At 61.9% G+C, this 16,804-nt stretch carries 17 protein-coding genes; 14 read left to right on the top strand and 3 right to left on the bottom strand.

Annotated elements, in window-relative coordinates; all coding sequences use genetic code 11:
- Positions 1-230: 230 nt before the first annotated feature.
- From DEJ54_RS06460 to DEJ54_RS06415, 10 genes are all read left to right on the top strand, one after another.
- The gene (locus tag DEJ54_RS06460) at positions 231-644 is read left to right on the top strand and encodes a pilus assembly protein N-terminal domain-containing protein (protein WP_113156125.1); all 414 of its coding nucleotides are present in this window, start codon (positions 231-233) and stop codon (positions 642-644) included.
- 145 nt (positions 645-789) lie between these two features.
- Complete coding sequence (locus DEJ54_RS06455; protein WP_113153842.1) at positions 790-1,338, top strand: TadE/TadG family type IV pilus assembly protein; 549 nt, start codon at positions 790-792, stop codon at positions 1,336-1,338.
- A gap of 38 nt (positions 1,339-1,376) precedes the next feature.
- A complete protein-coding gene (locus DEJ54_RS06450; protein WP_113156124.1) occupies positions 1,377-2,006 on the top strand; it encodes a TadE/TadG family type IV pilus assembly protein in 630 nt (209 codons plus the stop codon).
- A 266-nt stretch (positions 2,007-2,272) separates the two neighbouring features.
- Positions 2,273-3,169, top strand: a complete 897-nt coding sequence (gene mutM / locus DEJ54_RS06445; RefSeq protein WP_113153841.1) for a bifunctional DNA-formamidopyrimidine glycosylase/DNA-(apurinic or apyrimidinic site) lyase — start codon at positions 2,273-2,275, stop codon at positions 3,167-3,169.
- Between the two features lie 33 nt (positions 3,170-3,202).
- Positions 3,203-3,976: an enoyl-CoA hydratase gene (locus DEJ54_RS06440; protein WP_113153840.1), complete on the top strand. Its 774-nt coding sequence runs from the start codon at positions 3,203-3,205 to the stop codon at positions 3,974-3,976.
- A 224-nt stretch (positions 3,977-4,200) separates the two neighbouring features.
- The gene (gene rpsT, locus DEJ54_RS06435) at positions 4,201-4,467 is read left to right on the top strand and encodes a 30S ribosomal protein S20 (RefSeq protein ID WP_113153839.1); all 267 of its coding nucleotides are present in this window, start codon (positions 4,201-4,203) and stop codon (positions 4,465-4,467) included.
- Positions 4,468-5,377: 910 nt separating this feature from the next.
- On the top strand, positions 5,378-6,883 hold the full coding sequence (dnaA, locus tag DEJ54_RS06430; protein ID WP_245447719.1) for a chromosomal replication initiator protein DnaA: 1,506 nt from the start codon (positions 5,378-5,380) through the stop codon (positions 6,881-6,883).
- Positions 6,884-7,163: 280 nt separating this feature from the next.
- Positions 7,164-8,282 (top strand): DNA polymerase III subunit beta, encoded by a 1,119-nt coding sequence (dnaN, locus tag DEJ54_RS06425; protein WP_113153837.1) that lies wholly within the window; start codon positions 7,164-7,166, stop codon positions 8,280-8,282.
- Positions 8,283-8,299: 17 nt separating this feature from the next.
- Positions 8,300-9,466 carry a DNA replication/repair protein RecF gene (gene recF, locus DEJ54_RS06420; RefSeq protein ID WP_113153836.1) on the top strand — a complete coding sequence of 389 codons (1,167 nt, stop codon included), beginning with the start codon at positions 8,300-8,302 and terminating at the stop codon, positions 9,464-9,466.
- Between the two features lie 31 nt (positions 9,467-9,497).
- On the top strand, positions 9,498-10,274 hold the full coding sequence (locus DEJ54_RS06415; protein WP_113153835.1) for a molybdopterin-synthase adenylyltransferase MoeB: 777 nt from the start codon (positions 9,498-9,500) through the stop codon (positions 10,272-10,274).
- A gap of 257 nt (positions 10,275-10,531) precedes the next feature.
- On the opposite strand, the gene DEJ54_RS06410 is transcribed toward DEJ54_RS06415, so the two are convergent.
- The gene (locus DEJ54_RS06410) at positions 10,532-11,533 is read right to left on the bottom strand and encodes a D-glycerate dehydrogenase (RefSeq protein ID WP_113153834.1); all 1,002 of its coding nucleotides are present in this window, start codon (positions 11,531-11,533) and stop codon (positions 10,532-10,534) included.
- 163 nt (positions 11,534-11,696) lie between these two features.
- Between DEJ54_RS06410 and DEJ54_RS06405 the strand changes: the two genes are divergently transcribed.
- Positions 11,697-12,251: an SH3 domain-containing protein gene (locus DEJ54_RS06405; protein ID WP_113153833.1), complete on the top strand. Its 555-nt coding sequence runs from the start codon at positions 11,697-11,699 to the stop codon at positions 12,249-12,251.
- A 199-nt stretch (positions 12,252-12,450) separates the two neighbouring features.
- Here the strand turns inward: DEJ54_RS06405 and irrA are convergent, their stop codons facing one another.
- Positions 12,451-12,879 carry an iron response transcriptional regulator IrrA gene (gene irrA, locus DEJ54_RS06400; RefSeq protein WP_236042250.1) on the bottom strand — a complete coding sequence of 143 codons (429 nt, stop codon included), beginning with the start codon at positions 12,877-12,879 and terminating at the stop codon, positions 12,451-12,453.
- Positions 12,880-13,132: 253 nt separating this feature from the next.
- Here irrA and fabA point away from each other — a divergent pair, with 253 nt between their 5' ends.
- From fabA to fabI, 3 genes are read left to right on the top strand one after another with little or no spacing between them, the layout of a single operon-like run.
- The gene (fabA, locus tag DEJ54_RS06395; protein ID WP_113153832.1) at positions 13,133-13,645 is read left to right on the top strand and encodes a 3-hydroxyacyl-[acyl-carrier-protein] dehydratase FabA; all 513 of its coding nucleotides are present in this window, start codon (positions 13,133-13,135) and stop codon (positions 13,643-13,645) included.
- Between the two features lie 47 nt (positions 13,646-13,692).
- A complete protein-coding gene (fabB, locus tag DEJ54_RS06390) occupies positions 13,693-14,913 on the top strand; it encodes a beta-ketoacyl-ACP synthase I (RefSeq protein WP_113153831.1) in 1,221 nt (406 codons plus the stop codon).
- Positions 14,914-14,923: 10 nt separating this feature from the next.
- Entirely contained in the window at positions 14,924-15,742 is an 819-nt protein-coding gene (gene fabI, locus DEJ54_RS06385) for an enoyl-ACP reductase FabI (protein WP_113153830.1), read from the top strand.
- A gap of 19 nt (positions 15,743-15,761) precedes the next feature.
- On the opposite strand, the gene DEJ54_RS06380 is transcribed toward fabI, so the two are convergent.
- Positions 15,762-16,778, bottom strand: coding sequence for a class I SAM-dependent methyltransferase (locus DEJ54_RS06380; RefSeq protein ID WP_113153829.1), 1,017 nt, complete (start codon positions 16,776-16,778; stop codon positions 15,762-15,764).
- Positions 16,779-16,804 lie beyond the last annotated feature (26 nt).

Here is a 16,804-nt window from a genome sequence, read left to right as displayed (position 1 = left end):
AACCTTGCCGCCCCAAAGCGCCCTCAATGGTTAACAGTTGCATAATCACACATACGCAACCCTGGGCCGTTTTGTGACATTATATATATACCCGCACCGGACGGCCTTCTGCGACCGGTTCTGCAACCACGGGGCGGCGCACTTAACCCTTGGTTCACCAATATGGTTCATGGTCTCTTCAGCTTGACTTGGGGAGCAGGGCGATGCGCCACGCATTTTCGAAATCCGGAATGGCCTTGAAATCGGTCGCACTGCTTGCGGGACTGGTCGCGATGCCGGCCGCAACCCTCGCAGACACATCCTCCATCGAAGTGGTAATGAACCAGGCGAAGATCGTGAAGCTGGCCCGGCCTGCCGACACGATCGTCATCGGCAACCCGGAAATTGCGGACGCCGCCGTGCAGGACGCCACCACGATCGTTCTCACCGGCAAGGGCTTCGGCGTGACCAACCTCGTCGTGCTCGACATTGACGGGCAACCCGTCGTTGACGAGCAGGTGGTGGTCAGCCGGCAGACCGTGGATTCGGTTCGCATCTATCGCCGCGCCAATGTGCAGACGCTGTCCTGCACGCCCTATTGCGAGAGCGCCTACAAGACCGAGGCCGAACGCCTTTCCGAAGCCGAGCTGAACTCCAGCCAGTAGCACCTCCCCGCTTTCCGAAAAGCGGCAGGCGCATGGTTTACAAAACCTGAAACCTTGCGCTTCAATTCGACTGGTCGTCAAAACCGGAATGCAACCTGAACGCGCTAATGTTCGTCCCGTTGGGTTTTCACCTCAGGGGCCGGAAATGGGCGAGCGGAAAAAGCAGAACGGTATCGGAGCGCGTCTGGGACGACGCGTCTTACGGCGCTTCATCAAGAACGACGAAGGCGCGACGGCCATCGAGTTCGCCTTTCTCGGCATACCCTTCTTCTTTCTGATCTTCGTGATCCTGGAATCCAGCATCGCCTTTGCAGCGCAGCAATTGCTGACCAACGCAACTGATGACGTGGCGCGGCTTTTCCGGACAGGACAGGAGAAGCGTGCAACGCTCGACGAGACCAAGCTCCGCCAGCTGATCTGCGATCGCATCTCCATCCTCATGTCGAACACCTGTCCCGGCCTTGAAGTCGATCTTCGCCAGTTCGACACATTCGAGGAAGCCGCCAAAGCGGCGCTCGCCCTCAATGCTGACGGCTCGATCAACACAGAGGTCGATCTGGGGCCGGCACTGTCCAAAAACATGCTGCGCGTCTTCTACCACTGGCCCGTGGTGACCAACATTCTGGCCGAGCGGCTGCCGGACGGGAAGATGCTGCTCTACTCGACCAGCACCTGGCAGAACGAGCCATTCTGATGCAGTCGAAACTCTGGCAGAGGCGCAGGGAAACCGAGATGAAACACCACCAGAAGACGGACGGCGGCAGGATGGGGCTCATGATTGCAATACGCGACTTCCTGCGCGACAGACGCGGCGTGGCGGCCATCGAATTCGCGATCGTCGCGCCGATCCTGTTCGCCATGTATTTCCTGACCCTGGAGTTCGGTCAGGCGATCAACGCCAACAAGAAGATAAGCCGCGCCGCCAGCATGATCGGCGATCTGGCAGCCCAGCAGCCTTCGATCACGCCGAGTGAGGCCGATGCGATCATGAAGATCGGCGGCGCGATCCTAAAACCTTACAACCGCTCCGAGCCAAACATCACCCTGACCGCGATCGAGGTGACCGATGAAGATACACCGAAGGTGAAGGTCGTCTGGTCGCGTGAGCTGAAGAACGGCTCCACCGGGCCTGGCCTGCCCAAGGGCAGCAACACCACGATCCCCCAGGAACTCATGAAAAAGGGCGCGTTCTATATATGGGCGACCACATCGCTTGGTTATAAGCCGATCATCACCTGGTCGAGCAATGGTCAGAAGTCGCTCGGCATCACCGCGATGGCGGGTCTCGACAATCTGCAGATGAGCGAGCGCTACTATCTGCGCCCGCGCATGAGCAGCTCCATTCCCTGCTCGGACTGCTGAATACGTGCCTGCCCGTTTATGATCGGCAAAGGGCGATGTTCTGTCCGATTGCAAAGCCCCTGCCACCCTTCTATGTCTTGGTGAACGGGAGCAATGAGAACCGGGCATGGCGCGCGCATTCCTTTTCATTCATGAAAGCTCCGGCTCGACCGGCGTGAACTGCCTCCTGCGGGGCGGTTCAACGCTTTACGGCGCTTGCAGGATACCGCTCCCTCAGCCGCGTGCCCGGCATCAGAGCCCATACTTCTTCAGCGAGCATTCCACACATGCCTGAATTGCCAGAGGTCGAAACGGTCCGCCGTGGGCTGCAGCCGGTCATGGAGGGGGCGCATATCGATTCCGTCGAGCTGCGCCGTCCGAACCTGCGTTTTCCGTTTCCGCCGGATTTCAACAAGCGTCTCGCCGGTCAGGAGATCATCGCTCTTGGCCGCCGCGCAAAGTACCTGCTCATCCACCTGGAAACCTCCGACGTGGTGCTTTGCCATCTCGGCATGTCCGGCTCGTTCCGCGTCGATCAGGATGAGGAAGAGGAACACCCCGCCCCCGGCAAGTTTCATCATGAACGCTCGAAGGCCGAGAAACACGATCATGCCGTTTTCCACCTGAAAGGCGTCGACGGGCGCAATATTCGCGTCGTCTACAACGACCCGCGCCGTTTCGGCTTCATGCTCTTGCATGACGATGGGCGGCTCGACAGTCACCCGCTTCTGGCCGGGCTTGGCATCGAACCGACGGGCAATGCGCTGGACGGTGCGGAACTGGCGGAACGCCTGCTCGGAAAGAAAACGTCCCTGAAAGCGGCACTGCTCGATCAACGCATCATCGCCGGGCTGGGCAACATCTATGTGTGCGAGGCGCTGTGGCGCGCCCGGCTCTCGCCAAGGCGCACAGCCGCGTCCATTGTTTCGAAGCGCGGAACGTCTGAGCGGTGCGAGCGGCTCGCCACTGCCATTCGCGCGGTCATTGCCGAGGCGATAGCAGCCGGCGGCTCATCATTGCGCGACTATGTGAAGGCGGATGGCTCGCTTGGATATTTCCAGCATGCCTTCAAGGTCTATGACCGGGAGGGACAACCCTGCCTGCGCGAAGAATGCGGCGGCACGGTCCGGCGGATCGTTCAGGCCGGGCGCTCCACATTCTTCTGCCCGTCCTGCCAGCGCTAGCTCTTTTCACGAACACGGAGAGGAAAACAGACCATGGCCTATGAAACGATCCTGGTGGAAACGCGGGAGCGCGTGGGATTGATCACGCTGAACCGCCCCAAAGCGCTCAACGCCCTGAACTCGAAGGTGCTCGAGGAAGTCGTCGCAGCGGCTAAAGCCTTTGACGAGAACCCGCGCGTTGGCGCCATCGTGCTCACCGGCTCGGAGAAGGCCTTTGCCGCCGGCGCCGACATCAAGGAAATGGCCTCGAAGAACTATGTCGACGCCTATCTGGAAGACCTCTTCGCTGGCTGGGAAGGGCTGACGCGCGTGCGCAAGCCGGTCATTGCGGCGGTTTCGGGCTATGCGCTCGGCGGCGGTTGCGAGCTGGCCATGATGTGCGATTTCATCATCGCGGCGGACAACGCAAAGTTCGGCCAGCCCGAGATCACGCTCGGCGTCATGCCCGGCATGGGCGGCTCTCAGCGCCTCACCCGCTTTGTCGGCAAGTCCAAGGCGATGGATATGTGCCTGACCGGCCGCATGATGGACGCAGCCGAGGCGGAGCGCTCCGGCCTCGTGTCGCGCGTGGTTCCGCCGGGCGAGTTGATCGAGGAGGCGCTCAAGGCCGCCGACAAGATCGCTGATTTCTCGCTTCCGGCCGTGATGATGACCAAGGAAGCCGTCAACCGCGCCTATGAGACGACGCTTGCCGAAGGCCTGCGGTTCGAACGGCGCGTGTTCCACGCCATGTTTGCCCTGGACGACCAGAAGGAAGGCATGTCGGCGTTCACCGAAAAGCGCTCCGCGAACTTCAAGAATCGCTGAGAAGTGCGACCATCAGGTTCCGCGGCAATGCTGCGGAACCGCAGCTGAGGCGGCCGGTTGGCCGCAGACATGCAGTCCGGGGCGGTTTGAAGGGCAATAGGCGTTGACGTTGCCCGAAAGCTCTACTATAAGCCGCCACGACTGTGGTGGCCCTGCGGCTGCCCTTTTTGTTTTGCGTCCGCGAGAGAATTCGCGGCAAAATCTGTAGAGACGAGAGAGGAAACATGGCCAACACGACTTCGGCCAAGAAGGCGGTTCGCAAGATTGCTCGCCGTACTGCGGTTAACAAGAACCGTCGCTCGCGCGTGCGCAGCTTCGTTCGCAAGGTCGAAGAAGCGCTGGCCGCTGGCGACAAGGCTGCAGCGGAAACCGCCTTCAAGGCAGCACAGCCCGAGCTGATGCGCGCTGCAGGCAAGGGTGTCCTTCACCGCAACACGGCATCGCGGAAAGTGTCCCGCCTCGCCGCGCGCGTGAAATCGCTTAGCGCCTGATATATCGCTTAGATATTCCTGAGAAACCCGGCCATGCGCCGGGTTTTTCTTTGCCCACCAAAAGGTTGGCTCTCAGCACGTCACCGACGTTTGAGACCGGCCTTTTTCTTTTCTTGAAGGAAGACGGCCGGGAATCGTGCAAAGCCGTCACATATCGAACGCCACCCAACGATCGTCACTCGATATTCCCCTTTTATTTCAGTGTTTTACAAACCTTTATCCACAGGTTATCCATGTCATCCCCGACGCCGGAGAGACCCTGAAATGTCAAGTTATTTTTTGAGATTTTTTTCCGCCCCGACTCGGTCACGCGGCAAATGAAAAAGGCTCTTGAATCCAAACAGCTTATCGCCACACCCCTTGGGCGATGCCGATTTCAGCGCGGGAAACAAGAGCAGATTCGACAAAAAAGCGGCAGTCTCGCCCTTGCCCTTTCCACAAGGATTTCGGTAATGTCAGGCCATCGAGAGGGCGGACAGAGCCCAACGAATTTAAGCCCAAATCGGCACCTACTGAAACGCGGAATCCCGATTCTGCGCAGGGGCTTCGTGCGCTCTCGAAACAGCCCTGCCCGCTTGTCTGTCGGGGACCGATCGAGGCGCATCCGCGCCACTTGCTCAAGCGAGCGCAAGGCTATGCTGCCGCCGGCGATTTTATCATCCGGTGGCTGCGCACATTAATTGGAACTGCAGTTTACGTCTGTAGAAAGCAAAAGGAGCGTTTGGGGCCAGGAGTCAGACGAGCAACACTGACTGGAACAAACACACCAATCAAAAAGATACGGGATGAGCAGGGGCAATTAACTCAGGTGGGCTCTTCCGTAAAAACACCACTCAAAGCGACAGGGACACAAGGAATGCAAAGCGGCGCTGAAAGGGAAGTTTCGGGGGGATTTTCTTTTCAAGAGCAGATGTCTCAGAAGGACACTGGGACCAAAGAAGCGGGCAACAGCGACAGCAAGGCAGGACCTTCCGACGCAGTATTCGAGCGCGTGAAAACGCAGCTCCGTGCACGTCTGGGCAGTGAGGTCTACTCCAGCTGGTTCGGTCGTATGAAGCTCATGGAAGCCTCCAAGGGCTCCGTGCGCATCTCGGTGCCGACCGCCTTCCTGCGCTCTTGGATCAACGGGCATTATCTGGACCTCATTACCGAGCTCTGGAAGAAAGAATCGCCAGACACGCTGAAGGTGGAGATCGTCGTACGCACGGCAACGCGCAATGTACGCACCTCCCAGGACAGCAAGCCGGCGGCAGCGCGCAAGGTTTCGACCCGGCCGCAGACCGCACTGGCCACGGGAACGCTTTCGGCGAACCCTGCCGCACGGTCCGCTCCCGCGCAGATGCCGGACCTTGAGGGACGCTCCAACATTCTGGGGTCTCCTCTCGATAGCCGGTACACGTTTGAATCCCTCATCGAGGGCACATCCAACCGCGTGGCATGCGCGGCGGCGCGCACTGTTGCGGAATCCGATTCCAATGCAGTTCGCTTCAACCCGCTGTTTCTTCACGCATCCGTCGGCCTCGGCAAGACGCACATGCTGCAGGCAATCGCCGCAGAATCGCTGCGCCGCAAGCCGCAGGCCCGTGTCGTCTACCTGACGGCGGAATACTTCATGTGGCGCTTCGCAACCGCGATCCGCGACAACAATGCGCTGACCCTGAAGGAGCAGCTGCGCGACATCGATCTTCTCATCATCGATGACATGCAGTTCCTGCAGGGCAAGTCGATCCAGAACGAGTTCTGCCATCTCCTGAACATGCTGCTCGACAGCGCCCGTCAGGTGGTGGTGGCCGCAGACCGGCCGCCCTCAGAGCTGGAATCGCTTGAGCCGCGCGTGAAGTCGCGCCTCAATGGCGGCGTTTCGCTGGAGATCGGCGCACCGGATTTCGCCATGCGCCTTTCGATCCTGAAGCAGCGCCTTGAGAGCGCGCAGGCCGAGGACGCATCGCTGGATATCCCGGAGGAGATCCTGGTCCACGTCGCACGTTCCGTGACCGGCAGCGGCCGCGAACTGGAAGGCGCGTTCAACCAGCTTCTATTCCGTCACTCCTTCGAGCCGCAGATCACCATTGACCGGATCGACGAGATCCTCGGCCATGTGTGCCGTGCGGGCGAGCCCAAGCGTGTGCGCATCGAGGACATCCAGCGCATCGTCGCACGGCACTACAACGTGTCGAAGACGGAGCTTCTGTCCAACCGCCGCACGCGGACCATCGTGAAGCCGCGCCAGGTGGCCATGTACCTCTCCAAGGTCATGACGCCGCGCTCGCTGCCCGAGATCGGCCGCCGCTTCGGCGGGCGTGACCACACGACGGTGCTGCATGCGGTGCGCAAGATCGAGGGTCTGACCGATGGCGACAGGCAGCTTGCACAGGAGATCGAACTCCTGAAGCGCCTGATCAGCGACCAGGCTTAACCGGACAGGCCGGCAGGTTCTCGAACCTGCCGGCATTTTCCTTTTGGGGCGCCGCCGCCAGCCGGAAAGGCGCTCTTTTGTTCCCGGCAGGGGGGGCGCACCGCAGCCAGGAGCCTTCTTTTCCCCAGAATGCGCGGCGAACGAGCGCGTGAGCCCATGACAGGCTTGCGTTTCCCGTTGATTTCCTGTCATTTTGGGTCAAATCAAGCCTGTTCACGGCTGTCCTGGACATGCGTCATGTTTGCCGGGCTATTCTTCATTCAAGTGAGATTGATTGGTCATGCGTGTTATTCTGGAACGCTCCACCCTTTTGAAGTCCCTGAACCATGTTCATCGCGTGGTGGAGCGCCGCAACACCATCCCGATTCTGTCCAACGTGCTTCTGAGCGCTGACGGCGCGAGCCTGCAATTGAAGGCGACTGACCTCGACCTCGAAGTGACCGAGGCTGCGGGCGCGACAATCGAGCAGGCCGGCGCGACGACCGTGCCCGCGCACCTGCTCTACGACATCGTGCGCAAGCTGCCGGACGGCGCAGAGGTGATGCTGAAGACGGACGAAGACGGCAATGCCATGTCGGTGATGGCCGGACGTTCCAGCTTCCGCCTCCAGTGCCTGCCGCAGTCTGACTTCCCCGAGCTTTCCGCCGGCAATTTCTCGCACATCTTCCGCCTCGACTCGGCGGATCTGAAGGCGCTGATCGAGAAGACGCAGTTCGCCATCTCCACCGAGGAGACGCGCTATTATCTGAACGGTATCTTCCTGCACACGATCGAGTCCGAGGGCAGCCTCAAGCTGCGCTCCGTGGCAACCGACGGACACCGACTTGCGCGCGCCGAGATGGAAGCGCCGGCCGGCTCCGAAGGCATGCCGGGCATCATCATTCCCCGCAAGACCGTGGGTGAGCTGCAGAAGCTGGTGGACGCGCCCGACGTGGCCGTGACGGTTGAGCTTTCGGACACGAAGATCCGCTTCACAATCGGCAGCGTGATCCTGACTTCGAAGCTGATCGACGGCACCTTCCCCGACTATCAGCGCGTGATCCCGACCGGCAATGACAAGCAGCTGGTGATCGACCGCCAGACCTTCGCTTCTGCCGTGGACCGCGTTTCGACCATCTCTTCCGAGCGCGGTCGCGCCGTGAAGCTGACCATCGCCGAGGGCCAGGTGACGCTCACCGTCAACAACCCGGATTCGGGCTCGGCAACGGAAGAGCTGGCGGCGGATTACGCATCCGACCCCATCGAGATCGGCTTCAACGCCCGCTATCTTCTGGATGTGGCGGCGCAGCTTTCGGGCGGCAATGCACGCTTCCTCCTGGCCGATGCCGGTTCGCCGACGCTCGTGCAGGATGAAGGCGACGAAAGCACGCTCTACGTTCTGATGCCGATGCGCGTCTAGGCGTCGATGGCTCTCCCTTGGTCGAGCAGACATCCGGCAGGCAGCCCGTAGCCCAGGTTCACGTAACCAGGCTCAGCCTGACCGACTTCCGCAATTATCACGCCCTGGCGCTGGATCTCGCGCCGGGCGCCGTGGTTTTGACCGGCGAGAACGGCGCCGGCAAGACGAACCTGCTCGAAGCCGTTTCCTTCCTCTCCCCCGGCCGGGGCCTGCGCCGCGCCAAGTTCGACGATGTTGCGCGCGTGGGCGCTGAAACGGGCTTTGCCATCCATGCAAGGCTTGAAGGGCCTTTCGGCGAATGCGAGATCGGCACCGGCACCGCCGGAATGCAGCCGGGCGCTGAAACCGGCCGCCGCCTGCGCATCAATGGCGAAACGGCGCGCACCGCCGACGCCATGCTCGAATGGGTGCGCGTATTGTGGCTGACGCCGGCCATGGATGCGCTGTTCACCGGGCCTGCCGGCGACCGCCGCCGCTTTCTCGACCGTCTCGTTCTGGCCATCGACCCGGCCCATGGCCGTCGCGCGCTCGACTATGAGAAGGCGATGCGTGCGCGCAATCGCCTTCTGTCAGAGGATTCGCGCGATGCCGGCTGGTTCGACGCCATCGAGACCCAGATGGCCGAAACCGGCGTGGCGATTGCAGCGGCCCGCGCCGAGATGGTGCGCCTTCTGGCGACGATGAATGAGCGCCTGCCCGCCGATGGCCCCTTCCCCACCGCCGAGATTGCGCTCGAAGGCACGATCGATGCGGAGATCGGCCAGAACGCCGCCGTGGATGTCGAGGAAATGTTCCGCCGGCTCCTGCGCGACCACCGCCCGCGCGACCGCGCTGCCGGCCGCACGCTGGAAGGCCCGCACCGCAGCGAGCTTCTGGTGCGCCACGTGCCCAAGGACATGCCCGCCGCACGCTGTTCCACCGGCGAGCAGAAGGCGCTTCTCGTGGGGCTGATTCTCGCTCATGCGCGCCTGACCGGCGAGCTTTCGGGCAGCGCGCCCATCCTTCTGCTGGACGAGATCTCCGCGCATTTTGATCCGGACCGGCGGGCAGCGCTCTTCTCGATTCTCGAAGAGCTGAACTGTCAGGCCTTCATGACCGGCACGGAGGCAAGCCTGTTCTCGGCCATCGAAGGCCGCGCGCAGTTTTTCTCCGTATCGGCCGGCGCGATCCACGAACCACGCTGACACTCTCCCTCCTGCTGGATAAGATCGCCGCATGACCGAGACAACCACATCCCCCGCCGCCCTTTCCGACACCGAGCTGGAGCGCTATGCCCGCCACATCGTTCTGCCGGAGATCGGCGGCGCCGGGCAGCAGAAGCTCAAGAAGGCACGGGTTCTGGTGATTGGCGCAGGCGGGCTCGGCGCACCGGTTCTGAGCTATCTGGCGGCTGCCGGCATCGGCACGCTGGGCGTGATCGACGACGACACGGTGTCGCTCTCCAACCTGCAGCGTCAGGTGATCCACGACACGGGCAGTGTCGGCATGGAGAAGGTGGAGAGCGCCCGGGCAAGCATTCTCCGCATCAACCCGCATGTGACGGTCGAAACGCATGTGAAGCGGCTTGATGCGGAGAACGCCGCCGGCATCATCGCCGCCTATGACATCGTGGTGGACGGCTCGGACAATTTCGCCACGCGCTACCTTCTGGCCGACACATGCGCGGCGGTTGAGCGCCCGCTCGTGACGGCGGCGGTGGGCCGCTTCGATGGGTCGCTGACCGTGCTCAAGCCCTTCGAGCGGGACGGCGACGGCAACCCGCTGCCGGGCTATCGCGATCTCTTTCCCGAGCCGCCGCCGGCGGGACTGGTGCCAAGCTGCGCGGAAGCCGGCATTGTCGGCGCGCTGACCGGCGTGATGGGAACGCTGGAGGCGATGGAGGTGATCAAGCTGATCACCGGAGCGGGTGAACCGCTGATCGGCCGCCTGCTGCTTTACGATGCGCTGGCAGCCCGTTTTGAAACCGTGAAATACCGGCGGCGTGCGGGCTGAGAGCGCGCAACCCGCCGCAATGCTGCATTGATGCCCTGCGTGGTTCGACAAGCTCACCATGAGGGGCGGGGGCTGTATAGAGGAGCGGTAGAGTTCCCCGAGCCTCCGAACCAGTTTTCCTGCAAGGCACCCCCGTCCCTCATGGTGAGCTTGTCGAACCACGCACCACGCGACGGTCAGGAAACCTTGGGCAAACGAAATCGCTGCGCGGCGAACACCACGCAGTGATCAAGCCCACAAGGCAATGAGTCGTCTGCTCAGACGTTTTTCGGCAGAACCCGGTCCGGCGGGCGGTGACCGTCGAAGAAGGTGCGGATGTTGATGATGACCTTCTCGCCCATGTCGATGCGACCCTCAATGGTCGCCGAGCCCATATGCGGCAGAATCACGATCTTGTTCTTCTTCGCGAGCTTGAGAAGCTTGGGATTGACCGACGGCTCATGCTCGAAGACGTCGAGCCCTGCGCCTGCCAGCTTGCCCTCTTCGACCAGGCGGATCAGCGCGTCCTCGTCCACCACATCGCCGCGGGCCGTGTTCACCAGATAGGCGCGCGGCTGCATCAGCTCCAGCCGGCGCGCCGACAGGAGATGGAAGGTTGCAGGCGTTGAAGGGCAGTTGACGGAGATGATGTCCATGCGGGCCAGCATCTGGTCGAGGCTGTCCCAATAGGTTGCTTCCAGCTCGTCTTCGATGGCCGGGGAAACCCGCTGACGGTTGTGATAGTGGATCGACAGGCCGAACGCCTTTGCGCGCCGCGCCACGGCGGTGCCGACGCGACCCATGCCGACAATGCCAAGACGCTTGCCCCAGATGCGGTGTCCCAGCATCCATGTGGGCGACCAGCCATCCCATTTTCCGCCGCTGCGCAGAACCTCTGCGCCCTCGGTCAGACGGCGCGGCACGGCGAGCATGAGCGCCATGGTCATGTCGGCCGTGTCTTCATTGAGAACATTGGGCGTGTTGGTGACGGTGATGCCCTTCTTGGCGGCGGCCACCACATCGACATTGTCGACGCCATTGCCGAAATTGGCGATCAGCTTGAGCTGGTCGCCGGCCTGCGCGATGAGGGCGGCGTCGATCCGGTCCGTGATCGTGGGAACAAGAACGTCGGCTTCCTTGACCGCAGCCACCAGTTCGGGCTGCGTCATCCGCCTGTCGTCGAGATTGAGGCGCGCGTCGAACAGTTCGCGCATGCGCGTTTCGACCTGATCCGGCAGCTTGCGGGTGATGACGACGAGAGGCTTCTTCCTGACGGTCATATGGTCTCCAAAATAACGCCCTGTTGATACCTCTTTAACCAAGATACGCGACACTGCAATGCCGAGCCGGGCTGCCTTCTCTCTATCAAGCGGTGGCGGCCAAGACAAAGAAAAAGGGTGGAAGCGCTCGTTCCGCCAGAACAAGGTTACCGGGAGTTCCGCAATGCCGGCCAACGCGCCATTCCGTTCACTGTTTGCAGCCCTTGCCGTCGCCATGCTGGTTGCGACGCCAATGACGACACATGCACAGGCAAACACTGAACCGAATGAGAAGGTCGGCCCGAGCGGGCTGCCCCTGCCCCGTTTCGTCAGCCTGAAATCGAGCCGCGTGAACATGCGCGTCGGCCCTGGGCTGAGCTACGCGGTGAACTGGATGTACATGAAGTCCGGTCTGCCGATGGAGATCATCCAGGAATACGACAACTGGCGGCGCGTGCGCGACGCCGATGGCGCAGAAGGCTGGATCAACCAGGCGCTGCTTTCAGGCCGCCGCACGGCCATCGCGGCCCCGTGGTTCAAGGGCAAGGAAGCCGATATCGAACTGCGCGCCGACCCGCAGGAAGACGCGCGCCTCGTGGCCCATATCGAGCCCGGCGCGATCGGCTCCATCAAGCTCTGCAACGGAGACTGGTGCGAAATGGAATTCGCCGGCTATTCGGGCTGGGTGAACCAGTCGCAGATCTGGGGCGCCTATCCCGGCGAAACGATCAAGGATTGATGGCGGACGGCGAACGCCGCAGCCTTAGAATATAGGACTGAAAAGTAAACGCAGGGGGCTGGCGCGTCCTTCGCGCATCCGGCTGGATGCACGGGATCTGGAGCGTTCCCACTTTTCCTGAAATTGCAAAAACGCTCGAGTGTTTTGTTTTTGCGCAATTCCGGACGGAAAACCGGTTCCCACTTTTCCTGGAATTGCTCTAGTGGCGCTTGCGGCGCAGTCTCACAACGATATCGACATTCGCGATTTCCATACCTTCCGGCGGTTCGGGAAGGTTGCGGACCTCGACGCCACGCGAGGGAATGTCGAACACCGTCTCGTCTTCCTCGAAGAAGAAGTGATGGTGATCGGACACATTGGTGTCGAAATAGGTGCGTGCGCCTTCCACCTGAACGATGCGCAGCATGCCCGCCTCGGTGAACTGGTGCAGCGTGTTGTAGACGGTGGCAAGCGAAACGGAGAAGCCGGCATGCTGGGCTTCCTCATGCAGCGCCTCGGCCGAGACATGGCGGTCACCGGAGGCGAAGAGGAGATCGGCAAGCGCGATGCGCTGGCGTGTCGGGCGCAGGCCCGCATTCCTCAAACGCTCTTCCAGCGTGACGTTCTGTCCTTCATTCGAGATAGACAATGAAACCGTCCGTCTTTCCTGTTGCATGAGCCCCGGATTGTATTTCCCGGCTCTGGCTGCAGCATTTTCTTCATCCGACATATATTCGCTCCATTCAAAGCGATCAATAGCGGCAGTTTTTCGGGGGCAGTCATGGCCGGTTTTGCAAATTCCCACAACGGCTGTTTCCAGCAAGAAACAAGCTGTGATAGGGAGAGCGCACAATGACAAGAAAGGTTTCGGCACGACCGGACCATGGACGGGATGGCTTTTGATGGCGCAAACGAAGAACAGCTACGACTACGAAGATCTCCTGGCCTGCGGCCGGGGTGAACTTTTTGGACCCGGCAACGCCCAGTTGCCTGCTCCGCCCATGTTGATGTTCGACCGCATCACCGACATTCAGGAAGAGGGCGGTGAGTTCGGAAAGGGCTATGCCCGCGCCGAGTTCGACATCAAGCCGGACCTCTGGTTCTTCCCCTGCCACTTCATCGGCAACCCGGTGATGCCTGGCTGCCTTGGCCTCGACGCCATGTGGCAGCTGACCGGCTTCTACCTCGGCTGGCTTGGCTTACCCGGCAAGGGCATGGCGCTCTCCACCGGGGAAGTGAAGTTCAAGGGCATGGTCACGCCTGACGTGAAGAAGGTCGAATACGGCATCGACTTCAAGCGGGTGATGAAGGGCCGCCTCGTGCTCGGCATCGCTGATGGCTGGCTCAAGGCCGATGGCGAACAGATCTACAAGGCAACCGACCTGCGCGTCGGCCTGGCCAAGCAGGAAGCCTGATTTTCAATTACTGACTGGCGGCCGACGTTCGGCCCAAGGAGAGCATCATGAGACGTGTCGTCGTCACCGGTCTCGGAATCGTATCCTCGATTGGCAACGACGCAGACGAGGTAACCGCCTCGCTGCGCGATGCGAAATCGGGCATTTCGTTCTCGGAAGATTTCGCCGAACACGGCTTCCGTTGCCAGGTATGGGGCGCACCGACGCTCGATCCGGCTGAGGTCGTCGACCGCCGCGCCATGCGCTTCCTCTCGAAGGGCGGCGCATGGAACCACGTGGCCATGGAGCAGGCGATTGCCGACTCCGGCCTCGAGGAAGGCGACATCACCAACGAGCGCACCGGCATCATCATGGGTTCGGGCGGTCCGTCCACCCGCACCATCTTTGAAGCCGCGCAGACGACCATCGAAAAGGGCTCGCCCAAGCGCATCGGACCGTTCGCCGTGCCGAAGGCCATGTCTTCGACGGCGTCGGCGACGCTCGCCACCTGGTTCAAGATCCACGGCGTGAACTACTCGATCTCGTCGGCCTGCTCGACCTCCGCACACTGCATCGGCAATGCGGCGGAATTGATCCAGTGGGGCAAGCAGGACATCATGTTCGCCGGCGGCCACGAAGATCTCGACTGGACCATGTCGAACCTCTTCGACGCCATGGGCGCCATGTCCTCCAAGCACAACGACACGCCGGCCACGGCCTCGCGTGCGTATGACGCGACGCGTGACGGCTTCGTCATCGCTGGCGGCGCGGGCGTTCTGGTTCTGGAAGAGCTCGAGCACGCCAAGGCGCGCGGTGCGAAGATCTATGCCGAGCTGACCGGCTATGGCGCGACCTCCGACGGTTTCGACATGGTTGCTCCTTCGGGTGAAGGCGCGGTGCGCTGCATGAAGCAGGCGCTCTCCACGGTGACCGGCGATGTCGATTACATCAACACGCATGGCACGGCGACGCCGGTGGGCGATTCCCGCGAGATCGAAGCGATCCGCCAGGTGTTCGGCGACAAGATCCCGCACATCGCATCGACCAAGTCGCTGACCGGTCACTCGCTCGGCGGCGCAGGCGCACAGGAATCGATCTACTCGATCCTGATGATGCAGGCAGGCTTCATCGGCGAGAGCGCGCACATCACCGAGCTCGACCCCGAGTTCGAGGGCGCGCCGATCGTGCGCAAGCGCATCGACAACGCCAAGATCGACACTGTGCTTTCCAACTCCTTCGGCTTTGGCGGCACCAACGCCACGCTGGTTTTCCAGCGCTACGCAGGTTGAGATAAGGTCCATGGACGGTTTGATGAAGGGTAAGCGCGGCCTCATTATGGGGGTCGCCAACGACCATTCGATTGCCTGGGGCATTGCCAAGAAGCTTGCCGAACAGGGCGCGGAGCTTGCCTTCACCTATCAGGGCGATGCTTTTGGCCGCCGTGTGAAGCCGCTGGCCGAGAAAGTGAACTCCAAGCTGCTCTTCCCGTGCGACGTGGAAGACAGCGCTTCCATCAATTCCGTCTTCGACGGTCTGAAGGAAGAGTGGGGTTCTCTCGACTTCATCGTTCACGCGATCGGTTTCTCCGACCGCAACGAGCTGAAGGGCCTCTACGCCAACACCACGCGCGAGAACTTCGTGCGCACCATGGTGATCTCCTGCTATTCCTTCACGGAAGTTGCCCGCAAGGCGGCTGAAATGATGGACAATGGCGGGCAGATGCTGACGCTGACCTATGCGGGTTCCACCCGCGTCATGCCCAATTACAACGTGATGGGCGTGGCCAAGGCCGGTCTTGAGGCAAGCGTGCGGTATCTGGCGAGCGACTACGGCCCGCGCAACATCCGCGTCAACGCGATCTCGGCAGGCCCGGTGCGCACCCTGGCTGGCGCCGGCATCTCCGACGCCCGCTACATGTTCTCCTACCAGCAGCGCAATGCGCCGCTGCGGCGCACTGTGGTGATCGACGAGATCGGCGGATCGGCGCTTTACCTCCTGTCCGACCTGTCGTCCGGCGTGACCGGCGAAATCCACTATGTGGATTCCGGCTACAACACCGTTTCCATGCCCACCATGGAAGAGCTGAAGCGGATCAGCGCCGCCACCGGCGACGACTGAACCGGATCAGATCGGCCCGCTACTTGCGGGCCCACAAAACCTTGAACACCGTATCGCGGCGCAGCTCACCCTGTGCCGCGAAATGCTTTTGGAGGCTCTCTTCATAGGGAAGCTGCCTGTTGGCGACGAGGAACAGCCGCCCGCGCGGCTTGAGCGCCTTTGCCGCCGCCGCGATCATCGCATGGCCCATATCGGGCTCAGCAGCCCGGCTGCGATGGAAGGGCGGGTTCATCAGGATCACGTCATAGCGCTCGTTCACCGGCTCTCCCAGAAGGTCCTGCCAGAAGAAGCGCGCCGGCATCTGCGGCGCCCTTGCGGCCATGTTGCGCCGCGCCGCCTCCAGCGACGCGTGATGCGCCTCATAGAGATCGATACTCTTCACCTCAGTTGCGCGCTCGGCCGCGGCAACGGAGAGGTAGCCCCAGCCAGCCGCGAAATCGGCTATCACGCCTGACAGATTGTCCGGCAGGCATTCAACGAGAAGCGCCGAGCCCGGATCGATACCGTCATCGGAAAAGCCGCCGGCTGCGGTGGTGAAACCGTCCGCCTCGCTGTCGCCGGCGCTCAGCTCGGCCATCAGCGCAGGCTCCAGCCGCTCAGGCCGGCGCAGCCAGAACACGACACCATGATGCTTGGAGGCATGATCCTCAAGCTCCACCAGCGACGCCATGCGCTTGCGCACGCTGCCGCCGCCGTCTTTCTTGGCGCAGGCCGCAATGATGAGCGCGCCGGCGCGCGTCCGGTTCAAAGCCTCGGCAAGGCGCTGTTCGTTCTCACGCCGGTGCCTGCCAAGCAGGACAAGCGCCATGTCATAGCCCTCGCCCACCGGCTCCGGCTCCACGGTCACGCCAGCCTGGCTGAGCGCCAGATAGTCGGGCCGATAGCCCTGAATGGCCGTGAGACTTCCCGAGAAGTCGGACGGCAGCAGCAGGCCGCCCGGCGCGCCCAGAAAAAGCACACGCTCCCCCTCGCCCGGCGGATCGATCAGCCCGCGCTCGAATGGAAACAGTAGGGTGGGAAGCGGTGTGTCGGTCATGGATGCGGTTCCGGATATGAAAACGG

The sequence above is a fragment of the Nitratireductor sp. OM-1 genome, assembly GCF_003296175.1.
GTDB classification, from domain to species: Bacteria; Pseudomonadota; Alphaproteobacteria; order Rhizobiales; family Rhizobiaceae; genus Nitratireductor; species Nitratireductor aquimarinus.
Note: the sequence above shows the minus strand (reverse complement) of the source record. Positions and strands in the feature narration are given on the sequence as shown.